This window comes from Corynebacterium tuberculostearicum, from assembly GCF_016894265.1.
Taxonomy (GTDB): domain Bacteria; phylum Actinomycetota; class Actinomycetes; order Mycobacteriales; family Mycobacteriaceae; genus Corynebacterium; species Corynebacterium tuberculostearicum_D.
This window is the reverse complement of sequence record NZ_CP069791.1, coordinates 1,916,747-1,935,737: the sequence shown is the minus strand read 5'-3', so window position 1 is coordinate 1,935,737 and position 18,991 is coordinate 1,916,747. Positions and strand designations below refer to the sequence as shown.

The 18,991-nt window shown below is 59.4% G+C and carries 19 protein-coding genes; 16 read left to right on the top strand and 3 right to left on the bottom strand.

The annotated features are described in order from the left end of the window. Positions 1–54: 54 nt before the first annotated feature. The 10 genes from atpA to I6J28_RS09195 all read left to right on the top strand — a co-directional run bounded on the left by atpA (position 55) and on the right by I6J28_RS09195 (position 7,885). Positions 55–1,695 carry a F0F1 ATP synthase subunit alpha gene (gene atpA, locus I6J28_RS09235; protein WP_023021750.1) on the top strand — a complete coding sequence of 547 codons (1,641 nt, stop codon included), beginning with the start codon at positions 55–57 and terminating at the stop codon, positions 1,693–1,695. Between the two features lie 50 nt (positions 1,696–1,745). Then, positions 1,746–2,735, top strand: a complete 990-nt coding sequence (locus I6J28_RS09230) for a F0F1 ATP synthase subunit gamma (RefSeq protein ID WP_204609408.1) — start codon at positions 1,746–1,748, stop codon at positions 2,733–2,735. A gap of 3 nt (positions 2,736–2,738) precedes the next feature. Beyond that, complete coding sequence (atpD, locus tag I6J28_RS09225; RefSeq protein ID WP_049361377.1) at positions 2,739–4,184, top strand: F0F1 ATP synthase subunit beta; 1,446 nt, start codon at positions 2,739–2,741, stop codon at positions 4,182–4,184. Positions 4,185–4,194: 10 nt separating this feature from the next. Continuing rightward, entirely contained in the window at positions 4,195–4,563 is a 369-nt protein-coding gene (locus tag I6J28_RS09220; RefSeq protein ID WP_204609406.1) for a F0F1 ATP synthase subunit epsilon, read from the top strand. A 186-nt stretch (positions 4,564–4,749) separates the two neighbouring features. Then, positions 4,750–5,226: a DUF2550 domain-containing protein gene (locus I6J28_RS09215; protein ID WP_204609403.1), complete on the top strand. Its 477-nt coding sequence runs from the start codon at positions 4,750–4,752 to the stop codon at positions 5,224–5,226. 23 nt (positions 5,227–5,249) lie between these two features. After that, a complete protein-coding gene (gene nucS / locus I6J28_RS09210) occupies positions 5,250–5,942 on the top strand; it encodes an endonuclease NucS (protein WP_204609400.1) in 693 nt (230 codons plus the stop codon). Beyond that, entirely contained in the window at positions 5,942–6,226 is a 285-nt protein-coding gene (locus tag I6J28_RS11775; protein ID WP_239454590.1) for a hypothetical protein, read from the top strand. The genes nucS and I6J28_RS11775 overlap by 1 nt, the downstream gene beginning before the upstream one ends. A 10-nt stretch (positions 6,227–6,236) precedes the next feature. Continuing rightward, positions 6,237–6,545 carry a thiamine-binding protein gene (locus I6J28_RS09205; protein ID WP_005323373.1) on the top strand — a complete coding sequence of 103 codons (309 nt, stop codon included), beginning with the start codon at positions 6,237–6,239 and terminating at the stop codon, positions 6,543–6,545. Further along, the gene (locus tag I6J28_RS09200; protein WP_204609398.1) at positions 6,546–7,472 is read left to right on the top strand and encodes a tetratricopeptide repeat protein; all 927 of its coding nucleotides are present in this window, start codon (positions 6,546–6,548) and stop codon (positions 7,470–7,472) included. It begins immediately after the preceding gene. A gap of 20 nt (positions 7,473–7,492) precedes the next feature. Next, entirely contained in the window at positions 7,493–7,885 is a 393-nt protein-coding gene (locus I6J28_RS09195; protein WP_204609395.1) for a low molecular weight phosphatase family protein, read from the top strand. 4 nt (positions 7,886–7,889) lie between these two features. On the opposite strand, the gene glgB is transcribed toward I6J28_RS09195, so the two are convergent. Together glgB and I6J28_RS09185 are read right to left on the bottom strand one after the other, a co-directional pair. After that, the gene (gene glgB / locus I6J28_RS09190; RefSeq protein ID WP_204609393.1) at positions 7,890–10,007 is read right to left on the bottom strand and encodes a 1,4-alpha-glucan branching protein GlgB; all 2,118 of its coding nucleotides are present in this window, start codon (positions 10,005–10,007) and stop codon (positions 7,890–7,892) included. 44 nt (positions 10,008–10,051) lie between these two features. Further along, positions 10,052–12,061 carry a maltotransferase domain-containing protein gene (locus I6J28_RS09185; protein WP_204609391.1) on the bottom strand — a complete coding sequence of 670 codons (2,010 nt, stop codon included), beginning with the start codon at positions 12,059–12,061 and terminating at the stop codon, positions 10,052–10,054. A 58-nt stretch (positions 12,062–12,119) separates the two neighbouring features. On the opposite strand from I6J28_RS09185, the gene I6J28_RS09180 reads away from it, so the two are divergent. The 6 genes from I6J28_RS09180 to I6J28_RS09155 are packed head-to-tail and all read left to right on the top strand — an operon-like array spanning position 12,120 to position 17,767. Beyond that, complete coding sequence (locus I6J28_RS09180) at positions 12,120–12,941, top strand: ABC transporter ATP-binding protein (protein ID WP_005327654.1); 822 nt, start codon at positions 12,120–12,122, stop codon at positions 12,939–12,941. Continuing rightward, entirely contained in the window at positions 12,938–13,765 is an 828-nt protein-coding gene (locus tag I6J28_RS09175; RefSeq protein ID WP_204609389.1) for an NUDIX hydrolase, read from the top strand. Before I6J28_RS09180 ends, I6J28_RS09175 begins: the two co-directional genes overlap by 4 nt. Then, complete coding sequence (locus I6J28_RS09170; protein ID WP_204609387.1) at positions 13,762–14,895, top strand: THUMP-like domain-containing protein; 1,134 nt, start codon at positions 13,762–13,764, stop codon at positions 14,893–14,895. Before I6J28_RS09175 ends, I6J28_RS09170 begins: the two co-directional genes overlap by 4 nt. Before the next feature lie 24 nt (positions 14,896–14,919). Next, entirely contained in the window at positions 14,920–15,702 is a 783-nt protein-coding gene (locus I6J28_RS09165) for an electron transfer flavoprotein subunit beta/FixA family protein (RefSeq protein ID WP_204609385.1), read from the top strand. Positions 15,703–15,710: 8 nt separating this feature from the next. Then, positions 15,711–16,652 (top strand): electron transfer flavoprotein subunit alpha/FixB family protein, encoded by a 942-nt coding sequence (locus tag I6J28_RS09160; protein ID WP_204609383.1) that lies wholly within the window; start codon positions 15,711–15,713, stop codon positions 16,650–16,652. Then, positions 16,652–17,767 carry a cysteine desulfurase family protein gene (locus I6J28_RS09155; protein ID WP_204609381.1) on the top strand — a complete coding sequence of 372 codons (1,116 nt, stop codon included), beginning with the start codon at positions 16,652–16,654 and terminating at the stop codon, positions 17,765–17,767. The genes I6J28_RS09160 and I6J28_RS09155 overlap by 1 nt, the downstream gene beginning before the upstream one ends. Here the strand turns inward: I6J28_RS09155 and I6J28_RS09150 are convergent. After that, on the bottom strand, positions 17,764–18,933 hold the full coding sequence (locus I6J28_RS09150) for an HNH endonuclease signature motif containing protein (protein ID WP_204609379.1): 1,170 nt from the start codon (positions 18,931–18,933) through the stop codon (positions 17,764–17,766). The two genes, I6J28_RS09155 and I6J28_RS09150, sit on opposite strands and share 4 nt — an antisense overlap. Between the last annotated feature and the right edge of the window lie 58 nt (positions 18,934–18,991).

Below are 18,991 nucleotides of genomic sequence, written 5' to 3'. Positions count from 1 at the left end.
CGACAGAAACGATTTAAGTAAGTGCTGGAAGATACTACCGAGAGCAGGAAGAACATGGCGGAGCTGACGATCTCCTCCGACGAGATCCGTAGTGCGATTGCGAACTACACCTCGAGCTACTCCGCGGAGGCCTCCCGTGAGGAGGTCGGCGTGGTCATTTCGGCAGCTGACGGTATTGCGCAGGTTTCTGGCCTGCCATCCGTTATGGCGAATGAGCTGCTCGAGTTCCCAGGCGGCGTTATTGGCGTCGCACAGAACCTCGACACCAACTCCATCGGTGTCGTGGTCCTGGGTAACTTCGAGTCCCTCAAGGAGGGCGACGAGGTTAAGAGGACCGGCGAGGTTCTCTCCATCCCAGTGGGCGAGGAATTCCTCGGCCGCGTAATTAACCCATTGGGTCAGCCGATTGACGGCATGGGCCCAATCAACGCTGAAGAGGAGCGCGTCCTCGAGCTGCAGGCACCGTCCGTGCTGCAGCGCCAGCCGGTTGAAGAGCCAATGCAGACCGGCATCAAGGCTATCGACGCAATGACCCCGATCGGCCGCGGCCAGCGTCAGCTGGTCATCGGTGACCGTAAGACCGGTAAGACCGCGGTCTGCATCGATACCATTTTGAACCAGAAGGCTAACTGGGAGTCCGGCGACAAGGATAAGCAGGTACGCTGCATCTACGTCGCTATCGGCCAGAAGGGCTCGACCATCGCCGGCGTGCGCCGCACCCTTGAGGAGCACGGCGCACTGGATTACACCACCATCGTGGCTGCACCGGCTTCCGATTCCGCCGGCTTCAAGTGGCTGGCACCGTTCTCCGGTGCAGCGCTGGGTCAGCACTGGATGTACCAGGGCAACCACGTCCTGGTTATCTACGATGACCTGACCAAGCAGGCTGAGGCCTACCGTGCCATTTCCTTGCTGCTGCGCCGTCCGCCGGGACGCGAGGCATACCCAGGCGATGTGTTCTACCTGCACTCCCGCCTGCTGGAGCGTGCTGCAAAGCTTTCCGACGACATGGGTGCTGGCTCCATGACCGCCCTGCCGATCATCGAGACCAAGGCAAACGACGTCGGCGCCTTCATTCCGACCAACGTCATTTCCATTACTGACGGCCAGGTCTTCTTGGAGTCCGACCTGTTCAACCAGGGCGTTCGCCCGGCTATTAACGTCGGTGTTTCCGTCTCCCGTGTCGGTGGCGCTGCACAGACCAAGGGCATGAAGAAGGTCGCCGGTAACCTGCGTCTGGACCTGGCTTCCTACCGTGACCTGCAGGCCTTCGCGGCATTCGCATCTGACCTGGATGCTGCTTCCAAGGCTCAGCTGGAGCGCGGTTCCCGTCTGGTCGAGCTGTTGAAGCAGTCCGAGTCCTCCCCGCAGCCGGTGGAGTACCAGATGGTGTCCATCTACCTCGCCGAGGCTGGCATCTTCGACGTCGTTCCCGTTGAAGACGTCCGCCGCTTCGAGGACGAGGTGCACGAGTACCTCAATGCCAATACCCCAGAGGTCTTTGAGCAGATTTCCGGCGGCAAGCCGTTGACCGATGAGTCCAAGGACGCATTGGTTGCGGCAGCTAAGGACTTCCAGCCGACCTTCCGCACCTCCGAGGGCCACAACCTGGGCTCCGAGGCGCCGGTAGAGCCTTTGGATGAAAGCGACGTAAAGAACACCGAGCTCAACGTCTCCCGTAAGACGGCTAAGTAGAGTTCAGAACTCACAACTAACCGTCTAGATTAAAGAAGGGAGGAGAAACGATGGCTAATCTTCGCGAACTACGTGACCGCATCCGGTCCGTTAATTCGACTAAGAAGATCACCAAGGCCCAGGAGCTCATTGCTACCTCGCGCATTACCAAGGCGCAGGCTAGGGTAGAGGCCTCTCAGCCGTACGCGGCTGAGATGACCAGCATGATGAACAAGCTGGCTACGGCTTCTACGTTGGAGCATGACATGCTGCGTGAGCGTGAAGACGGAAACGTCGCCGCCATTCTCGTGGTCACTTCTGACCGCGGTATGTGCGGTGGCTATAACAACAACGTCTTCAAGAAGGCTGCACAGCTGCAAGCTCTCCTGGAAAGCAAGGGCTACGAGGTAGTTCGCTACGTTACTGGTAATAAGGGCATCGGCCACTACAAGTTCCGCGAGGACGAGGTAGTTGGCAGCTGGGGCGGTTTCTCTCAGGATCCAACCTGGGAGACCACCCACGATGTGCGCCGTCACTTGATTGATGGCTTTATTGCTGGTTCCCATGGCACTACCAAGGGCCGCGACGGCCTGCATGCGCAGGGTGAGGGCGCCGGTGTACGTGGCTTTGACCAGGTACACGTTGTCTACACCGAGTTTGAGTCCATGCTGACCCAGACCGCGCGTGCTCAGCAGCTGTTGCCAGTTCAGCCGGTTATTCAGGATGAGGAGTACCACCTCGGTGACTCCGCTCTGTCTGACTCCGAGTCTGCGGACGACGTTGCCGCAGGATTCGAGTTCGAGCCAGACGCAGATACGCTCATGGAAGCCCTGCTTCCGCAGTACGTCTCGCGTATCCTGTTTGCTATGTTCTTGGAGGCTTCCGCTTCCGAGTCCGCTGCACGCCGTACAGCTATGAAGTCTGCTACTGACAACGCAACCGAGATGGTCGAGGACCTCTCTCGCGTGGCTAACCAGGCCCGTCAGGCACAGATTACCCAGGAAATTTCAGAGATCGTCGGTGGCGCTGGCGCGCTATCTGACAGCGCAGAAAGTGACTAGATTATGACTACAGCTCTGCAAGAGCAGAATGCACAGTCTTCGGCAGTCGCCGGTCGTGTCGTGCGCGTCATCGGTCCGGTTGTGGACGTGGAATTCCCACGTGAGGCACTGCCGGCCCTGTACAACGCACTGCACGTCGACATTAAGCTCGAAGCTGTTGCAAAGACCGTCACCCTCGAGGTCGCTCAGCACCTCGGTGACAACCTTGTCCGTACCGTGTCCATGGCACCGACCGACGGCCTCGTCCGCGGTGCCGAGGTCATCGACTCCGGAAAGCCAATTTCCGTGCCGGTCGGCGACGTCGTCAAGGGCCACGTCTTCAACGCCCTCGGTGACTGCCTCGACGAGCCGGGTCTCGGCCGCGATGGTGAGCAGTGGGGCATCCACCGCGAACCGCCAGCGTTCGACCAGCTCGAGGGTAAGACCGAGATTCTGGAGACCGGCATTAAGGTCATTGACCTGCTGACCCCGTACGTTAAGGGCGGCAAGATTGGCCTCTTCGGCGGCGCAGGTGTGGGTAAGACCGTTCTCATTCAGGAGATGATTACCCGTATCGCCCGTGAGTTCTCCGGTACCTCCGTCTTCGCCGGCGTCGGCGAGCGTACCCGTGAGGGCACCGACCTCTTCCTGGAGATGGAAGAGATGGGCGTGCTGCAAGATACCGCACTTGTCTTCGGCCAGATGGATGAGCCGCCAGGAGTCCGTATGCGCGTGGCTCTGTCCGGCCTGACCATGGCGGAGTACTTCCGCGATGTGCAGAACCAGGACGTGCTGCTGTTCATCGACAACATCTTCCGCTTCACCCAGGCCGGCTCTGAGGTTTCGACCCTGCTGGGTCGTATGCCTTCCGCCGTGGGCTACCAGCCAACCCTGGCTGATGAGATGGGTGTTCTGCAGGAGCGCATTACCTCGACCAAGGGCCGTTCCATTACGTCCCTGCAGGCCGTTTACGTTCCTGCCGATGACTACACCGACCCGGCTCCGGCAACGACGTTCGCTCACCTGGACGCCACCACCGAGCTGGACCGTGCTATTGCTTCCAAGGGTATTTACCCAGCAGTGAACCCGCTGACCTCTACCTCTCGTATCCTCGAGCCGGGTATCGTTGGCGAGAAGCACTACGAGGTTGCACAGCGCGTCATCGGTATTCTGCAGAAGAACAAGGAACTCCAGGACATCATCGCCATCCTTGGTATGGACGAGCTGTCCGAGGAGGACAAGGTCACCGTTCAGCGTGCCCGCCGTATCGAGCGCTTCTTGGGCCAGAACTTCTTCGTCGCACAGAAGTTCACCGGCCTGCCGGGCTCCTACGTGCCGCTGTCTGAGACCATCGATGCCTTCGAGCGCATCTGCGATGGCGAGTTTGACCACTACCCAGAGCAGGCCTTCAACGGCTTGGGTGGCTTGGACGACGTCGAGGCTGCATACAAGAAGTTGAACGAGAAGTAGGGAGAGGCACATGGCTGACATCACCGCCGAATTGGTTTCCGTCGAGCGCCTGCTGTGGTCTGGACAGGCCTCCATGGTCACGGCTGAGACCACCGAGGGTGAGATCGGCGTGCTTCCCGGTCACGAGCCAATGATCGGTCAGCTGATCGATAATGGCGTGGTGACCATCCACCCAGTGGACGGCGAGCGCCGCGTCGCCGCCGTGCAGGGTGGTTTCCTCTCCGTTACCCAGGACAAGATCACCGTCCTCGCTGATTGGGCCATCTGGTCCAATGAGGTGGATGAGGAGAAGGCTCAGAAGCATTTCGCTTCTGAGCACGAGCTCACCAAGTCCCGTGGCGAGGCCGCACAGCGTGCAGTTCGCCGCGCCAAGGCTTAATACCTTGGATTGGTAGGAGAGGGCAGCAATAGCCGCCCTTCCTGCTCTCTTAAGGCGCATCGGTTTATAGCCGGTGCGCCTTCTTCGTTTTTTCTTTGCCTTTTCTTATTGGCGTGTAGGCCCTTCAAGGCGCTACAATCCAAAGAATCAGTTTCTCCACAGAGCGAGGATGGCGTGAAAAGGCCCATGAATTCAACGGTGGTTGCAGTGCTTCTGTGGGCCCTTGGAGTGGCCCTGCTGCTAGTTATTTTTCTGGCTGCGCTTCGCTTTTTCACCGTGCGATCGCGCGGTACTTCAGTCCTCCTGCGCCGAGTTCCGGCTAAGAATTCCCTTTCCTGGCGCCATGGTTCGTTGCGTTATGAAGGAGAGTTTGTGGAGTATTTCAAGCTCCGTTCTGTTTCTCCGCGCTGCGATCTGCGCATCAACCGCCTCGACATCGAAGTAGTGAGCACCCGCCCGCTTGATGATGACGAGGCTTCTTTTATGTCCGCTGCCACCGAGGTCGTTCGCTTTCGGGTTAAGGGAAAAGAATATGAGCTGGCTTCCGACGCCCACGGCATCATGGCCTTCGGGGCGTGGGTCGAGGCCGCTCCATCCAAGCGCCAGCAGCGCTTTGACTTCCGGCAATTGCGCGAGCGCGCTACCCGTCAATCCAAGCGATAGGCCCACCCGCTAGGGTAGAGAGCATGCGTTTAGTAATCGCCCGATGCTCAGTAGATTACGTGGGCCGCTTGGATGCCCACCTGCCGATGGCAGACCGCCTGCTCATCGTCAAAGCGGACGGTTCCGTGTCCGTGCATGCCGACGACCGCGCTTATAAGCCGCTCAACTGGATGACACCCCCGTGCACCCTGAAGGAGTCCGCGATTGAGGACCTCGACGGTGAAGATACGGGCGAGGTCTTGTGGCTGGTGGAAAACCCTAAGGGCGAACAGTTGCGCATCACCATTGCTGAGATTCATGAAGAAATCTCCTATGACATGGGCGAGGATCCAGGCTTAGTCAAGGATGGCGTCGAGGCTCACCTACAAGAGCTCTTGGCAGATCAGATCGATACCTTGGGCGAGCGCTACACCCTGGTGCGCCGCGAATATCCCACCGCCATCGGCCCCGTAGACATTATGGCGAAGGATGAGAACAACGATAATGTGGCGATTGAGGTAAAGCGCCGGGGTGGCATCGATGGCGTAGAGCAGCTGACGCGGTATCTGGAGCTGCTTAACCGCGATGAGCTTCTCGCCCCTGTGTCCGGTGTATTCGCGGCCCAGGAAATCAAGCCGCAGGCACGTACCTTGGCTGAGGACCGCGGGATTCGGTGCGTCGTACTGGATTACCAAGAGCTGCGTGGGCTCGAGTCGAATGAATTGCGGCTGTTCTAATGCCACGGCGAAATAGGCGCAAACCCGTAGAGATCCGATCCCTGCCTAAGGACGGCTCAACTTTCCTCGGCTCGCAAACGGTCGAGGGGCCAAGCTGGACGCACGGCGAACCCTATGTCATGCGGCATATCGGTTCTGCTCGGGCCCAGAAGTATTACGTGTGCCCGGGGTGTAACCAGAACATCCCACCCGGGGTGGCACACATCGTTGCCTGGCCGCGGGAGGTGGGCCGCCAGGGCGACGATCGCCGGCACTGGCACCGCCACTGCTGGGAGCGTAGGTAGACTAGCGGGCATGATTGTTGCATTTTCTGTAGCCCCTGCGGTGGTCAATAATGACTCCCAAGAAATGGCCGATGCTGTGTCCGAGGCCGTGCGCGTGGTCCGCGAATCCGGCCTGCCCAACGAGACCAATGCCATGTTCACCTTGCTCGAAGGCGAATGGGACGAGGTCTTTGACACGATTAAGAAGGCCACCGATGCAGTGCGTGCGGTTTCCCCGCGCACTTCTTTGGTGGTTAAGGCCGATATTCGCGAGGGCGTAACTAACCAGCTAACGGATAAGGTAGATGCGGTTAATCGCCGCCTTGCAAAGGAGGACTAGATGACTTCACCAAATAATGCTTATGTAGGAGGAGCGCTCGACCTCAGCCAAGTCAAGGCGCGAGCCGAGGCCCGGCAAAAGGCACAGGAGTCGCCGCAGGCAAATGCGGGCGGCATCCAACCCTTCTTCGCGGTAACCGAGGCCAACTTCGACCAAGATGTGGTTCGCCGGTCTACGGAAGTTCCGGTCGTGGTCCTCATCGGTACTGCTCGCTCTACCCAGTCGGAGCAGTTGAAGACTGACCTTGCGGATTTGGCCGCGCAAGGAAACTTGAGCTTCTTGGTTGCTTACGTGGATGCGGATGCTACTCCGCAGGTTGCGCAGGCCTTTGGCGTTAAGAATCTGCCGACAGTCGTGGCCTTGGGTGCTGGACAGCCGCTGACCAATTTTGAGGGCGCGCAACCCAAAGAAGCCCTAAAGCAATGGGTCGATACCTTGGTGCAGAATGTTGGTCCACAGCTGAAGGGCTTGCAAGGCAATGAGGCATCGGAACAGCCACAGGAGGAAGAAGAGGATCCGCGGCTCCAGGAAGCAGAAAGCTTCTTGAACGCCGGCGACTTTGATGGCGCTCTCAACGTCTACAACTCCATCTTGGAATCTGAGCCCGATAATGTGCAGATCAAGCAGGCGCGTGACACCACGGTCTTGCTCAAGCGCCTCGACCCCGCCAACCAAACCGAGGATCCGATTGCGGCCGCGGAGGGGGATAAGGGGGACGTCGATAAGCAAATGCGGGCTGCCGACGCCGAGGTGGTAGCCGGAGCCCCAGAAAAGGCCTTTGATCGCCTCATCGAGACGATGAAGACAACGGCCGGCGATGAGAAGTCCCGCGTACGCGAGCGCCTGCTGGAGCTCTTTGGGCTCTTTGAGGGCAATGACCCACGCGTCCTGGAGGCGCGCACCAAGCTGGCGAGCGCCCTGTACTAGCTTGGGTAGCATGGGAAAGCATGACTTCAGTGCTTTTTCTTTGCAATACCAACCGAGGCAAGTCGCAAATGGCAGCGGCGCTCGCCCTCAAGCATGCACCAGATTGGGATATTTACTCTGCTGGCGTGCAAACTACCGATGAGCACGTCAAGCAGGGAATCAACAAAGAGGCGAAAGCTTCCCTGGCGAAGGTGGGAGTAGAGATGTCGGGTACGCCCACTCTCGTGGATCCCCAGATTGCCGCAACTGTTGACCACGTGGTGGTGGTAGGCGATGCGGATTATGATGGTCCAGCGCAGAGATGGGACATTGAGGATCCATCGCTACGCGGATTGGAAGGGGAAGAGCGCATGGACGCGCTGCGCGATGACATCGATGCCCGTGTGGCGGAGTTCGTGCGCGCGCTCCGGTAGCGAATTAGCCTTCCAACACATACCACTGCACGGAATTGGCCGGCAGATGCAGGGTCGTGGAGTTGTTCTCCACGCGGATGCGCTGGGGAAGTGGGTTCCCGGCGCCTTCATAGACGGCGTCGTCGGTGTTGAGCACCATCCGCCACTCGCCGTCGTGTGGAACCCAAAGGCCATAGTTGGGAATGGACGAACCAGAAAGGTTGCACACGGCGAGTAGAGCAGAGCCGTCTGCGCCGTAGCGGACGTAGCCCAGAACGTTATTGGTCGAGTCATCCGCCTTGACCCATTGGAAGCCGTCTTGGCTGAAATCCCGGCTCCACAGTGCTGGGGTATCGCGGTAGACGAGGTTGATATCTCGTACGAGGCGCTTGATGCCCTGGTGCCATTCGCTACCCCAACCGTCGAGGTTGCTCCAGTCCACGGAATGCCCCTCGGCCCACTCGGTAGTCTGGCCAAATTCCTGGCCCATGAAGAGCAGGTTCTTGCCGGGGTGGGAGAACATGTAGCCATAGAGGGCGCGCAGTCCGGCGGCCTTATTCCAGTCGTCGCCAGGCATGCGCTCCCACAGCGAGCCCTTGCCGTGCACAACTTCGTCGTGGCTAAACGGCAGTACGTAGCGCTCGGAGTAGGCATAGACCATGGAGAAGGTGAGCTCGCCGTGGTGATAGGAACGGTGAATGGGGTCGTGCTTGAAGTACTCCAAGGTGTCATTCATCCAGCCCATATTCCACTTCAGGGAAAAGCCTAGGCCGTTTTCAGAGGTAGGGGCGGTAACGCCCGGCCAGGAAGTGGATTCCTCAGCGATGGTGAGCACGCCTGGATGCGTGCGGTTGAGGGTGGCGTTGGTTTCCTGCAGGAATTGCACGGCCTCTAGGTTCTCGCGGCCGCCATATTGGTTGGGCAGCCACTCATCGCGGGAATAGTCCAGGTAGAGCATGGAAGCCACGGCGTCTACGCGCAGGCCGTCGATGTGGAATTCTTCGGCCCAGTATAGGGCGTTGGCCACGAGGAAATTGCGTACCTCATTGCGGCCGAAGTCAAAGACATGGGTGCCCCAATCGGCCTGCTCGCCGCGGCGGGGATCGGGATGCTCATAGAGAGCCTGGCCGTCAAAGCGGCCGAGGGCCCAATCGTCCTTGGGGAAGTGTGCCGGCACCCAGTCCACGATGACGCCGATGCCGTTTTCGTGCAGGGCATTGACTAGCTCTCGGAATTCATCCGGCGAGCCCCAACGCGCGGAAGGCGAGTAGTAGCCGGAGACCTGGTAGCCCCAAGAGCCGCCGAAGGGATGCTCGGCCACGGGCAAGAGCTCGACGTGGGTGAAACCGTGTTCCTTAAGGTACGGGATGAGCTCCTCGCGCAAGCGGTTGTAGTTGGCCCCAACCTTCCACGAGCCGACGTGCACCTCATAGATGCTCATGGGCACATCGAGGTTGCCGGTGCGCTTGTCCATCCAGGCGGAATCGGACCAGGCGAAGCTGGTGGAATCCACGATGGAGTCCGTCTCCGGCGGGCAGGCGGTGCGCTTGGCTAGGGGATCGGCCTTGTCCTTGCGGCCCTCGTGGCTAAAGATGGCGAACTTATAGTGCTCGCCAGCACCGATACCGGGAACAAAGACCTCCCATACGCCGGTAGAGCCGAGTGAACGCATCGGATACTGGGTGGGGTTCCAGCCACAGAAATCGCCTACTACGGCAACGCCCTGGGCATTAGGAGCCCACACGGCAAAGGAGACGCCGGACACGGTACCCATCTCGGTGTCATAAGAACGCAGGTTGGCGCCGAGGACATCCCAGAGGCGCTCGTGGCGGCCTTCCCCAATCAGGTGCAGATCTAGCGAGCCGACGGTGGGAAGGAAGTGGTATCCATCGGCCACGGTGCGGGTAGGGGCCTCGGGGTAGGTGATCTCTAGGCGGTAATCGCAGTTATCGCCGATTTCCGCCTCCCAGATGTCATCGCCGACCAATTCCATGGACACGGTTTGCGTGGGAGTGTGAAGCTGCACCTCGCAAGCGCCTGGTTGGCGGGTGCGGACGGTACCTTCGTGCCAGCCGTAGAAACCGTGCGGGTCATGGTGGCGGCAGTCATTGAGGCGAGCGAGATCAGCGGCCGGGATAGTCATACAATCAGAGTACCTAGTTCGAGTGCGGTCCGGTGGGCGAAAATTTACGGGCGATAGTCGCTAACTACCCGCCAGGTGAGCTGTTCCTGGAGGGCGTGGTCGGCAGGGGGAAGGACGAAGACATGGGCGACGTCGCGAAGCGGCTCTAGGCGCACAAAGTTGCGCTCGGACCAGTGATAGGCAGAGCCGGTAATCGTGTCTTGGACGGTATAGGACTCGCCGGGATGGCGGCCGATAGCCTGCATATCTACCGTGACGGTTGCTTCCTGTGCATTGCGCGGATCCAGGTTGACCACAACGAGGACTACATTGCCGGAGGCTGGATCCGCCTTCGAATAGGCAATGATGGCTTCATTGTCGGTGTCATGGAACCGCAGGGTGCGCAGTTGCTGCAGCGCGGGATTATCGCGGCGGATCTGGTTGAGCAGCCGGATATAGGACTCAAGGGAATCTCCCGAGGCAGCCGCCGCTGCAAAATCGCGCGGGCGCAGTTCGTACTTCTCAGAGTCGAGATATTCCTCAGAACCTGGGGCTACCGGGGTGTGCTCGTAGAGTTCAAAGCCGGAGTACACGCCCCACAGCGGTGACATGGTCGCGGCTAGGACAGCGCGAATTGCGAACATGGCACGACCACCGGTCTGCAGGGACTCGTGCAGGATATCCGGGGTATTAACAAAAAGGTTGGGGCGGCAGATATCTGCTTGGTCGACGTGCATCTGGCCAAACTGGGTGAGCTCTTGTTTAGAGGTCTGCCAGGTGAAGTAGGTATAGGACTGGGAAAACCCCGCCTTCGCTAGACCGAAGAGGCGAGGGGCGCGGGTAAAGGCCTCGGCCAAGAAGATGACGTCCGGATGGGTGGCATGCACGCGGGTAATTAGCCAGTCCCAAAAGTTTGCCGGCTTGGTGTGCGGGTTATCCACGCGGAACGTACTCACTCCGGCTTCGACCCAAATCATCAAGGTTTCATAGATTTCGTGGTAGATGGCATCAGGAGCGTTATCGAAATTAAGCGGATAAATATCCTGATACTTCTTTGGCGGGTTCTCGGCGTAGGCGATGGTGCCATCTGGAAGAACGGTGAAAAATTCTGGGTGGCTCTTCGCCCACGGATGGTCGGGCGATGCTTGAAGAGCAAAATCGAGTGCTACTTCCAGCCCGAGTTCCTGGGCGCGGGAGACCAGTTTCTTAAAATCCTCCATGGTGCCCAGGTCCGGATGGGTGGTGGAGTGGTCCTGGATGGCCCAGGGGCTTCCCACATCGCCGGGCTCGGCAACGACGGAGTTATTCTTTCCCTTTCGGTGCACCTTGCCGATGGGATGGATGGGCGGAAAGTACACCGTATCGAAGCCCATATCGGCCACCCGCTCCAGTGCCTTGGCAGTGGTAGCAAAAGTGCCGTGGACTGGATTTCCCTCTTCATCCCAGCCTCCCGTGGAGCGAGGAAAGAGCTCGTACCACGAGTTATATAGTGCGGCCGGGCGCTCCACATATACCTCGTGGATTGCGCCCTCCACCAGCAGGTCGCGCAGGGGATGCGAGTGCAGGATGCCTGCTACCTCCTCCGAGAGCGCTACCTGCACGCGCTTATCGACGTCCAAGGACTCATCCTCCAAGTCCCGAGCGGCCGCAAAGAGCGGTTCCACCACATCCGACGGGGTTTGCAGAGCCGCGCGAGAAAATAACTCCGCGCCATGCTGCAGGTCATTGGCCAGCTCGGCCGCGGATTGCCCGGCCGCCATCTTCTTGGTTACGGCGTTCTTCCACGTGGCGATGGGATCGGACCAGGCGTCGACGCGGAAGTACCAGGTGCCTTGGGTGCCCGGGGTAAATACGCCGTGCACGCGATCCTGGTCATCGGGATCAACCTGCATGGTGACCGAGGAGGTAGCCGTGGTCCGTGCCGCCCACGCAGACAGGGTTGCCGAGACCGCATCGTGGCCCTCGCGCCAGACGAGGGCGGTGACAGGAATTACCTCGCCTACAACGGCTTTGGAGGCTACAGAACCGGCGGAGATAAGCGGGCGGACATCGTCAATACCAAGGCGAGAAGTCATGCCCATAAGACTAATGCAGCTGTGTCAATTTCACCGGGCAAAGAACAAATCAGTCACAATGGAAGGCGTGAACGACGTAACTCCCACTGATCAAGATTGGCTCGTAGATTTTCGCGGCGTCGAGCTGCGCCGCGGGGGCAAGACCCTCGTCGGACCCGTGGACTGGCAAGTAGAGCTCGATGAGCGCTGGGTCATTATCGGCCCCAATGGCGCGGGCAAGACCTCGCTGGTGCGCATGGCCGCGGCCGAAGAGTTCCCCTCGAAAGGCACCGCCTTTTTGATGGGGGAGCAAATCGGCAAAACCGACATGCGCGATCTGCGCGCGCTTATCGGCATCTCCTCCGCGGCGGTGCAATCGCGTATCCCGGACACTGAGCGAGTGGACGATCTAGTTGTCTCCGCAGGTTACGCAGTGCTAGGCCGCTGGCGGGAAGAATACCAGGACATGGATTTCTCCCGCGCGGATGACATCTTGGCCCAAGTTGGCGCCACCCACCTCAAAGAGCGCACCTGGGGAACCCTGTCTGAGGGAGAAAAGAAGCGCGTCGTCCTCGCTCGCGCACTCATGTCTAACCCGGAGTTGCTCATCCTCGATGAGCCGTCCGCCGGAATGGACCTGGGAGGCCGCGAAGACCTCGTGGGATATCTTGGCAATCTAGCCATGGACCCCGATGCCCCAGCGATTGTCATGATCACCCACCACGTGGAGGAGATTCCCTATGGCTTCACCCACGCCATGCTGTTGGATGAGGGTAAAGTTGTGGCAAAAGGACTGATTAATTCCGTCCTCACCTCCGAAAATCTGACTCGCGCTTTCCACCAGCCTATTCAGGTGGACCGCATTGGACAGCGATACTTCGCCCGCCGAGCTTCTCTATGACCAATCCTTTTCATGACCGTCTCGATGCCATTGACGTCAGCGATACCACCGGCTTCCACGGTGGGCGCCTGGCGGCAACCGTCCTGCTCCTGCGGGATGGCGCTGACGGTCTTGAAGTGTGGGTACAAGAGCGCGTCCACACCATGCACAACTACCCGGGGCATTCAGTCTTTCCCGGCGGCGGCGTAGATCCGCGCGACTTTCCACCACGTTCCTGGGACTCGGGCGAGCTGTGGGCCGGAAAGTCTGTCATCTCCATGGCCCGCCGGATGGGCGTGACCAAGTACAAAGCCCACGCCCTAGTGTTCGCCGCTGCCCGCGAGCTCTTCGAAGAGGCCGGCACCCTTTTCGCCATCCGCGAGGACGGCATTGTCTCCAATGCGCGGCGCTATCACAAAGAGCGAAAACTACTAGAAAACCACACCATTTCCTTTACCGAATTCCTCAGCAATAACGGCATGCGTGTCGACGCCGATATGCTCCTTCCCTGGGCGCGCTGGGTAGGAAAGGGAAAGAGCCAGTGGTTCGACACCTTCTTCTTCGTTGGGGTGTTGCCCTCCGGCCAAGAACCCGATGGGGATACCGATGAAGCAGACGATGCCGGATGGTTCTCCCCGCAGCTCATCCTGGACGGCTGGCGCGCCGGGCTGGTGCGCCTTGCCATCCCCACGTGGGCACAGATGCAGAGGCTGAGCAAGTATTCCTCCGTACAAGAGGTCCTAGAGGATGCGTCCTTTTCGGACCTGCGCCCCGTCATTGGGGATCCCCGCGAAGATCCCCGTTACCGCGAATTCTTCTCCACCACCCCTTTAGACCGAATATGAGTTATACCCCCGCAGAAGTTGACTTCCTTGCCGAGCATCAAGAGGAAATAGCACACCTCGACCTCACCTTAACCAAGGCTTCTCGGCTCAAAGACACCGAAATCCTCAAAGCTAAGTTCGGTGAGTATGGCCGCGCGGTCATGGAGCTGGTAACCGCCCGCAGTTCCGGCAAGCTCCCGCACGATTGGCTGATGGATGCAGACTCCGCCCAGCAAGCAACCCCCCTCGAAGTGGCGGCGTATCGGACGAAATTCCTCGCCGAGCAGGGCGTGCGCAGCGTCCACGACGTCACCTGTTCCATCGGCACCGAAGGCTATAATTCTCCGCTCGACTATTTTGGCTCAGACCTGGATGAATCACGGGTAAGAATGGCGAGGCACAACCTCTCTTCCGCCAAGATTTTCCGCGCGGATGCGCTGACGACTACTACCACGGCCGATGTTCTCCTTGCAGACCCGGCCCGCCGCGCCGGCGGCAGGCGGATCACGCGGCCGGAGGATTTGGTGCCACCGCTCCCGGAGGTCGTCGATAAGCACCGCGACAAGGAACTGGCCATCAAGTGCGCGCCTGGCCTTGATTTTAGCGAGTGGGACGGCCTCGTTACTGTCGCGAGCGTCGATGGCGGGGTAAAAGAAGCCTGCCTTTATACCCCAGGCCTTGGCAGCGGCCGAAGAGCGGTAATGATTCGCGGAGGCAAGCTAGATGTCCTCGATGACCACGCAGACAACCTACCCGATGCCGGAGACATTGGCAGTTACCTCATCGATCCGGATGGGGCCATCGTGCGAGCGGGATTGGTTCAGCACTACGCGGCCAGGGAAGGGCTGCATCAAATCGATCCGCGCATCGCATACCTGACAGGAGAGAGGATTCCGGAGGGGACTTCGGGATTTCCATTCATAGAAAAAGTACCCCTAAAGAGATTAAAATCCGTACTTAAATCCTATGATGCGGGAAGCCTAGAAATCCTTGTACGCGGGGTAGAAGTGGACCCTGACCAGCTGCGGAAGAAGATGAAGCTGAAGGGAAAGAAACCTTTTGCGGTCATCATTACGCGAATTGGCTCACAGGGAATCGCCTTGCTGTGTCAACCCCGAGTATTATCGTCCGAGGATAATTACGCAACATAAATATATCGGAAAGGTGAGTGCCCAATGCCAACTATCGTGGCTCTGGTCAAACACGTGCCGGATACGTGGTCTACCAAGTCTTTGAACGATGACCACACCCTGGATCGCACCTCCGTGGATAACGTCATTGATGAGGTTAATGAGTACTCCGTGGAACAAGCCCTGCGACTGCGCGACAATAACCCCGATGCTGGCTACAAGGTCGTAGCGCTGACGATGGGGCCGGCCCAAGCCGACGAGGCACTGCGTAAGGCTTTGGCCATGGGCGCCGACGATGCCGTGCTCGTCTCTGACGACTCCCTGGCTGGAGCGGACGCGCTATCGACCGCGTGGACCCTCAATGCCGCGCTCAATAAGCTTGACGACGTCCAGCTGATCACCGCCGGTGCCGAGGCTTCCGACGCCTCCACCGGCCTGCTTGCCGGCCTGCTCGCCGAATACCGCCAGCTGCCGGCCCTTACCGGCCTGCACAAGGTAGAGCTAGCTGACGGCACCCTGCAGGGCACCCGCGATGATGCGCGCGGTACCTGGGAACTCGAGGCGCCACTGCCGGCGATCGTTACGGTGAACGATAAGAGCGACAAGCCGCGATTCCCCAACTTCAAGGGCCTTATGGCAGCTAAGAAGGCGGAAATCACCACCTTCACCCTGGCTGATTTGGGCATCGAGGCTATTGCGCCGACGACCTCTGTGTCGGCCGCTGAGAAGCGCCCACCGCGCACCGCCGGCGAAGTTATTTCGGAGCCCAACCCGCAGGACGCAGCGAAGAAGATCGTTGACTTCCTGTCCGCAAAGAACTTGATTTAGGAGTAGATATGTCGCACGTTTACGTACTAGTTGAGCACGACGCGGACAACCTCCTTCCCGTTACCGGCGAGCTGATTACGGCCGCGCGGGAATTGGGTACGGTGTCCGCAGTGGTCGTCGGCAAGCAGGCCGATAAGTTCGATGCCGACCTTGCCGCCCTCGGCGCCGCACAGGTAGTTCAGGCAACGGCCGAGGATTATGACCAGCGGTTCCTTACCCCGGAGGTCGATGCCCTGCATGCGCTTGGCGCTGCAAACCCAGCGCCCATCGTGCTGGCCGCAACTCCGGCCAATAATGAGATTGCCGGCCGCCTCGCGGCTCGCCTCGCCTCTGGCGCGCTGGTCAATGTCAATGGCATCGCCGCTGATGGCTCCGCCAAGATGAGTATTTTCGGTGGTTCTTATGAGACCACCTCCACCGCCGCTGGCCAGTGCCCGATCTACACCCTCCGCCCAGGCGCGGTTGAGGCTGCGCCACAGCAAGTGGAGGCGCAGCCGGCGCCGATGCCGTTGCCGGCCGCCACGGGCAAAGACGTCAAGGTAACTTCCTTTACTCCGGCACAGAAGTCCGCACGACCGGAAATTACCGAGGCCAAGGCAGTCGTCGCCGGCGGCCGTGGCGTGGGCAACGAGTTCGGCGCCGTCGTCGAGCCGCTTGCCGACGCCCTCGGAGCCGCAGTCGGCGCCACCCGCGACGCCGTCGATGAAGGCTTTTATGACGCCGCCTATCAGATCGGCCAGACCGGTGTTACCGTCTCGCCCGACCTCTACATCGGCTTGGGCATCTCTGGCGCTATCCAGCACACCTCTGGCATGCAGACTTCCGGCACCATTGTGGTGGTCAACCAAGACCAGGATGAGCCGTTCTTCCAGATCGCTGATCTCGGCGTCGTGGGTGACCTGCATGAAATCGCACCGGCCCTGACCGAGGAACTGAAGGCGCGCCAGTAATGCCGCACTACTTCGACTATGCCGCTACCCAGCCGATGCGCCAGAGCGCGATTGACGCGTGGGTGGCGGCGGCCGGCTCCCTCAACTCCGGCGCGCAGTATGGTTCCGGCCGCAAGGCTCGGTCCGTGCTGGATGATGCCCGCGAAAAGGTGGCTTCCCTCCTCGGCTGCGAGCCCATCGAAGTCATCTTCACCTCTTCAGGCACCGAGGCGGACAATATCGCCATTCAGGGGCTCTACGCGGCTGGGCAAACAAACCGCATTATTTCTACCGATATCGAGCACCCCGCCGTGCGCGATACTGTCTCTAAGCTGGAGAAAACCGGAGCGGCCGTCGATATCCTTCCCGTCGACCGTTCTGGGCACATCGCAGATCTGTCGGTCCTAGACACGCTTGCCGACGTCGCTACCTGCATGTGGGCCAACAACGAAACCGGCGCCATTCAGCCAATCGAAGAGATCGCAGCCCGAGCGAATGCGACAGGCACGCCCGTGCACGTCGACGCGGTCCAAGCCGTGGGCAAAGTCCCCATCAACTTTTCCTCGCTAGGGGTCACCAGCCTCGCCGCCAGTGCCCACAAGTTCGGCGGTCCCCGCGGCATCGGCCTGCTTTTGGCCAAGCGCAGCCCTGCGCCACAGCCGATCGCCTACGGTGGCGGCCAAGAGCGAGGTATTCGCCCAGGCACCGTAGACGTCGCGAGCGCTTCCGGTCTGGCTGCAGCGCTGGAGGAATCAGTCTCCGAAATCACCATCCAAGGCGAGCGAATTGCGGCTCTCCGCAATAAGCTGCGCGACGGAATTCTCGCCACCATTGATGACGCGGTGGTCAATTCCGCTGAGCCGTGCTTGCCTTCCCACCTGCACGTCTCTTTCCCCGGTGCTGACGGCGATAGCCTCATCATGCTGCTGGATTCCTTGCAGATCGAGGCCTCTACCGGCAGCGCTTGCAGCGCAGGCGTAAACCGCATGTCTCATGTCCTCGAAGCAATGGGCGTAAGTGAGGCGGAAGGTATTGGTTCTCTTCGCTTTACTCTTGGCCGACTCACTTCGGACGAGGACGTTGACTACGTCTTGGCTCATCTGCCGGAGGTCATTTCCCGAGCCCGCTCCGTCTAGCTATCATTCCTTTCCTTTGCCGCCGCCCGCCGGGCGGCGATAGCTTGGCCCACCGTTAGTGCCCAGTTCTTGTTCTTGGGCGCTAGCGGTCCTTGGGGCTCATCGTATTCCCAGCGACCGTCATCAAAGAGCCATACTATGTCCCCAGTATGTGGATCCATGATGTAGAAGGCGCCACCATCAGTTTTGATGTTGTGATGGTGCTGGCACAGTGAGGCCAAGTTGCTTCCCGAAGTTTTCCCTCCCTTTGCATGGTCAATTCGGTGGTCCTTTTGACAGTTTTCTGCGGGGCGATTGCAGCCCGGGAATCGGCACACGCCATCGCGGCCTTCTACGTAGGCGCCAATGAGCGGGGGAGTGACGTAGCTTTCGCTCTCCATTCCTTTGGCACGATCCATGTCTCGCGTCTGGGTGGGGCACAGACTGTCAGCGGTCTCTGGGCTTACCCACCCGAATCCCCGGATAAATGCGGGAGCCGCCTCCTGGTCGTGGGCTCGGTACATGTGAACAACCACTTTCGTCCGCGACTCTATTTCGCCCAGAATCAACTTGGCTAGCGCTTCAGCTTTGGTGAGATTATGCTCTTCGGCAGCCTTACTGACGTGTTCATCGATAGCTATCATGGTTGCTTCATCGAATTCGACTGCTAGTCCGGCCTTTCCGCCGAAGCTGGGGTAGGTGTAATAGGAGTCGTTCCCTGTGTCAGACCCCGTATCCTCTTTGGGGTTTGGGTCCTCTACAGCGATGAGGCCATTAAGTTTTCTCCGCAAATTCGTATTCGAAGGCAGTACCTGGCCGGGCTTTGTGGGAGTCAGGTAACGCGCAAGCTCTTGGTCTATCCGCTCGAGAACTTCGGCCAGGATGTCGCCAAGCTTGCTCAGCACGGCGTCGATAGTAATAAGACGAGAGAAATCCAGGAAGTAATAGGTTTCTTGGAGCGCCTTCGTGAGTGGTAGCTCTGTGAGTCGATAAAGGGCCATGGTTATGTCCCGCGTGCGCCGCTCACTTAAGCCCGTGCGGGTGGAAAGTGTGTGGCAAGATATATCGAAATCTTCTTCTAGGTCTGGCTTCACCTCATTCCAGAATAGGTATTCTTGCTTCCGGATTTCTGTGGCTTTAACTGCTAGCGGATCGTTGGGGTCATTGACTATGTAGTAGGCGTCCAAGATTAAATCCCCCGATTAGTAGAACTAGTGTGCGTAGCTTCATGGTGTTCATTTTAAG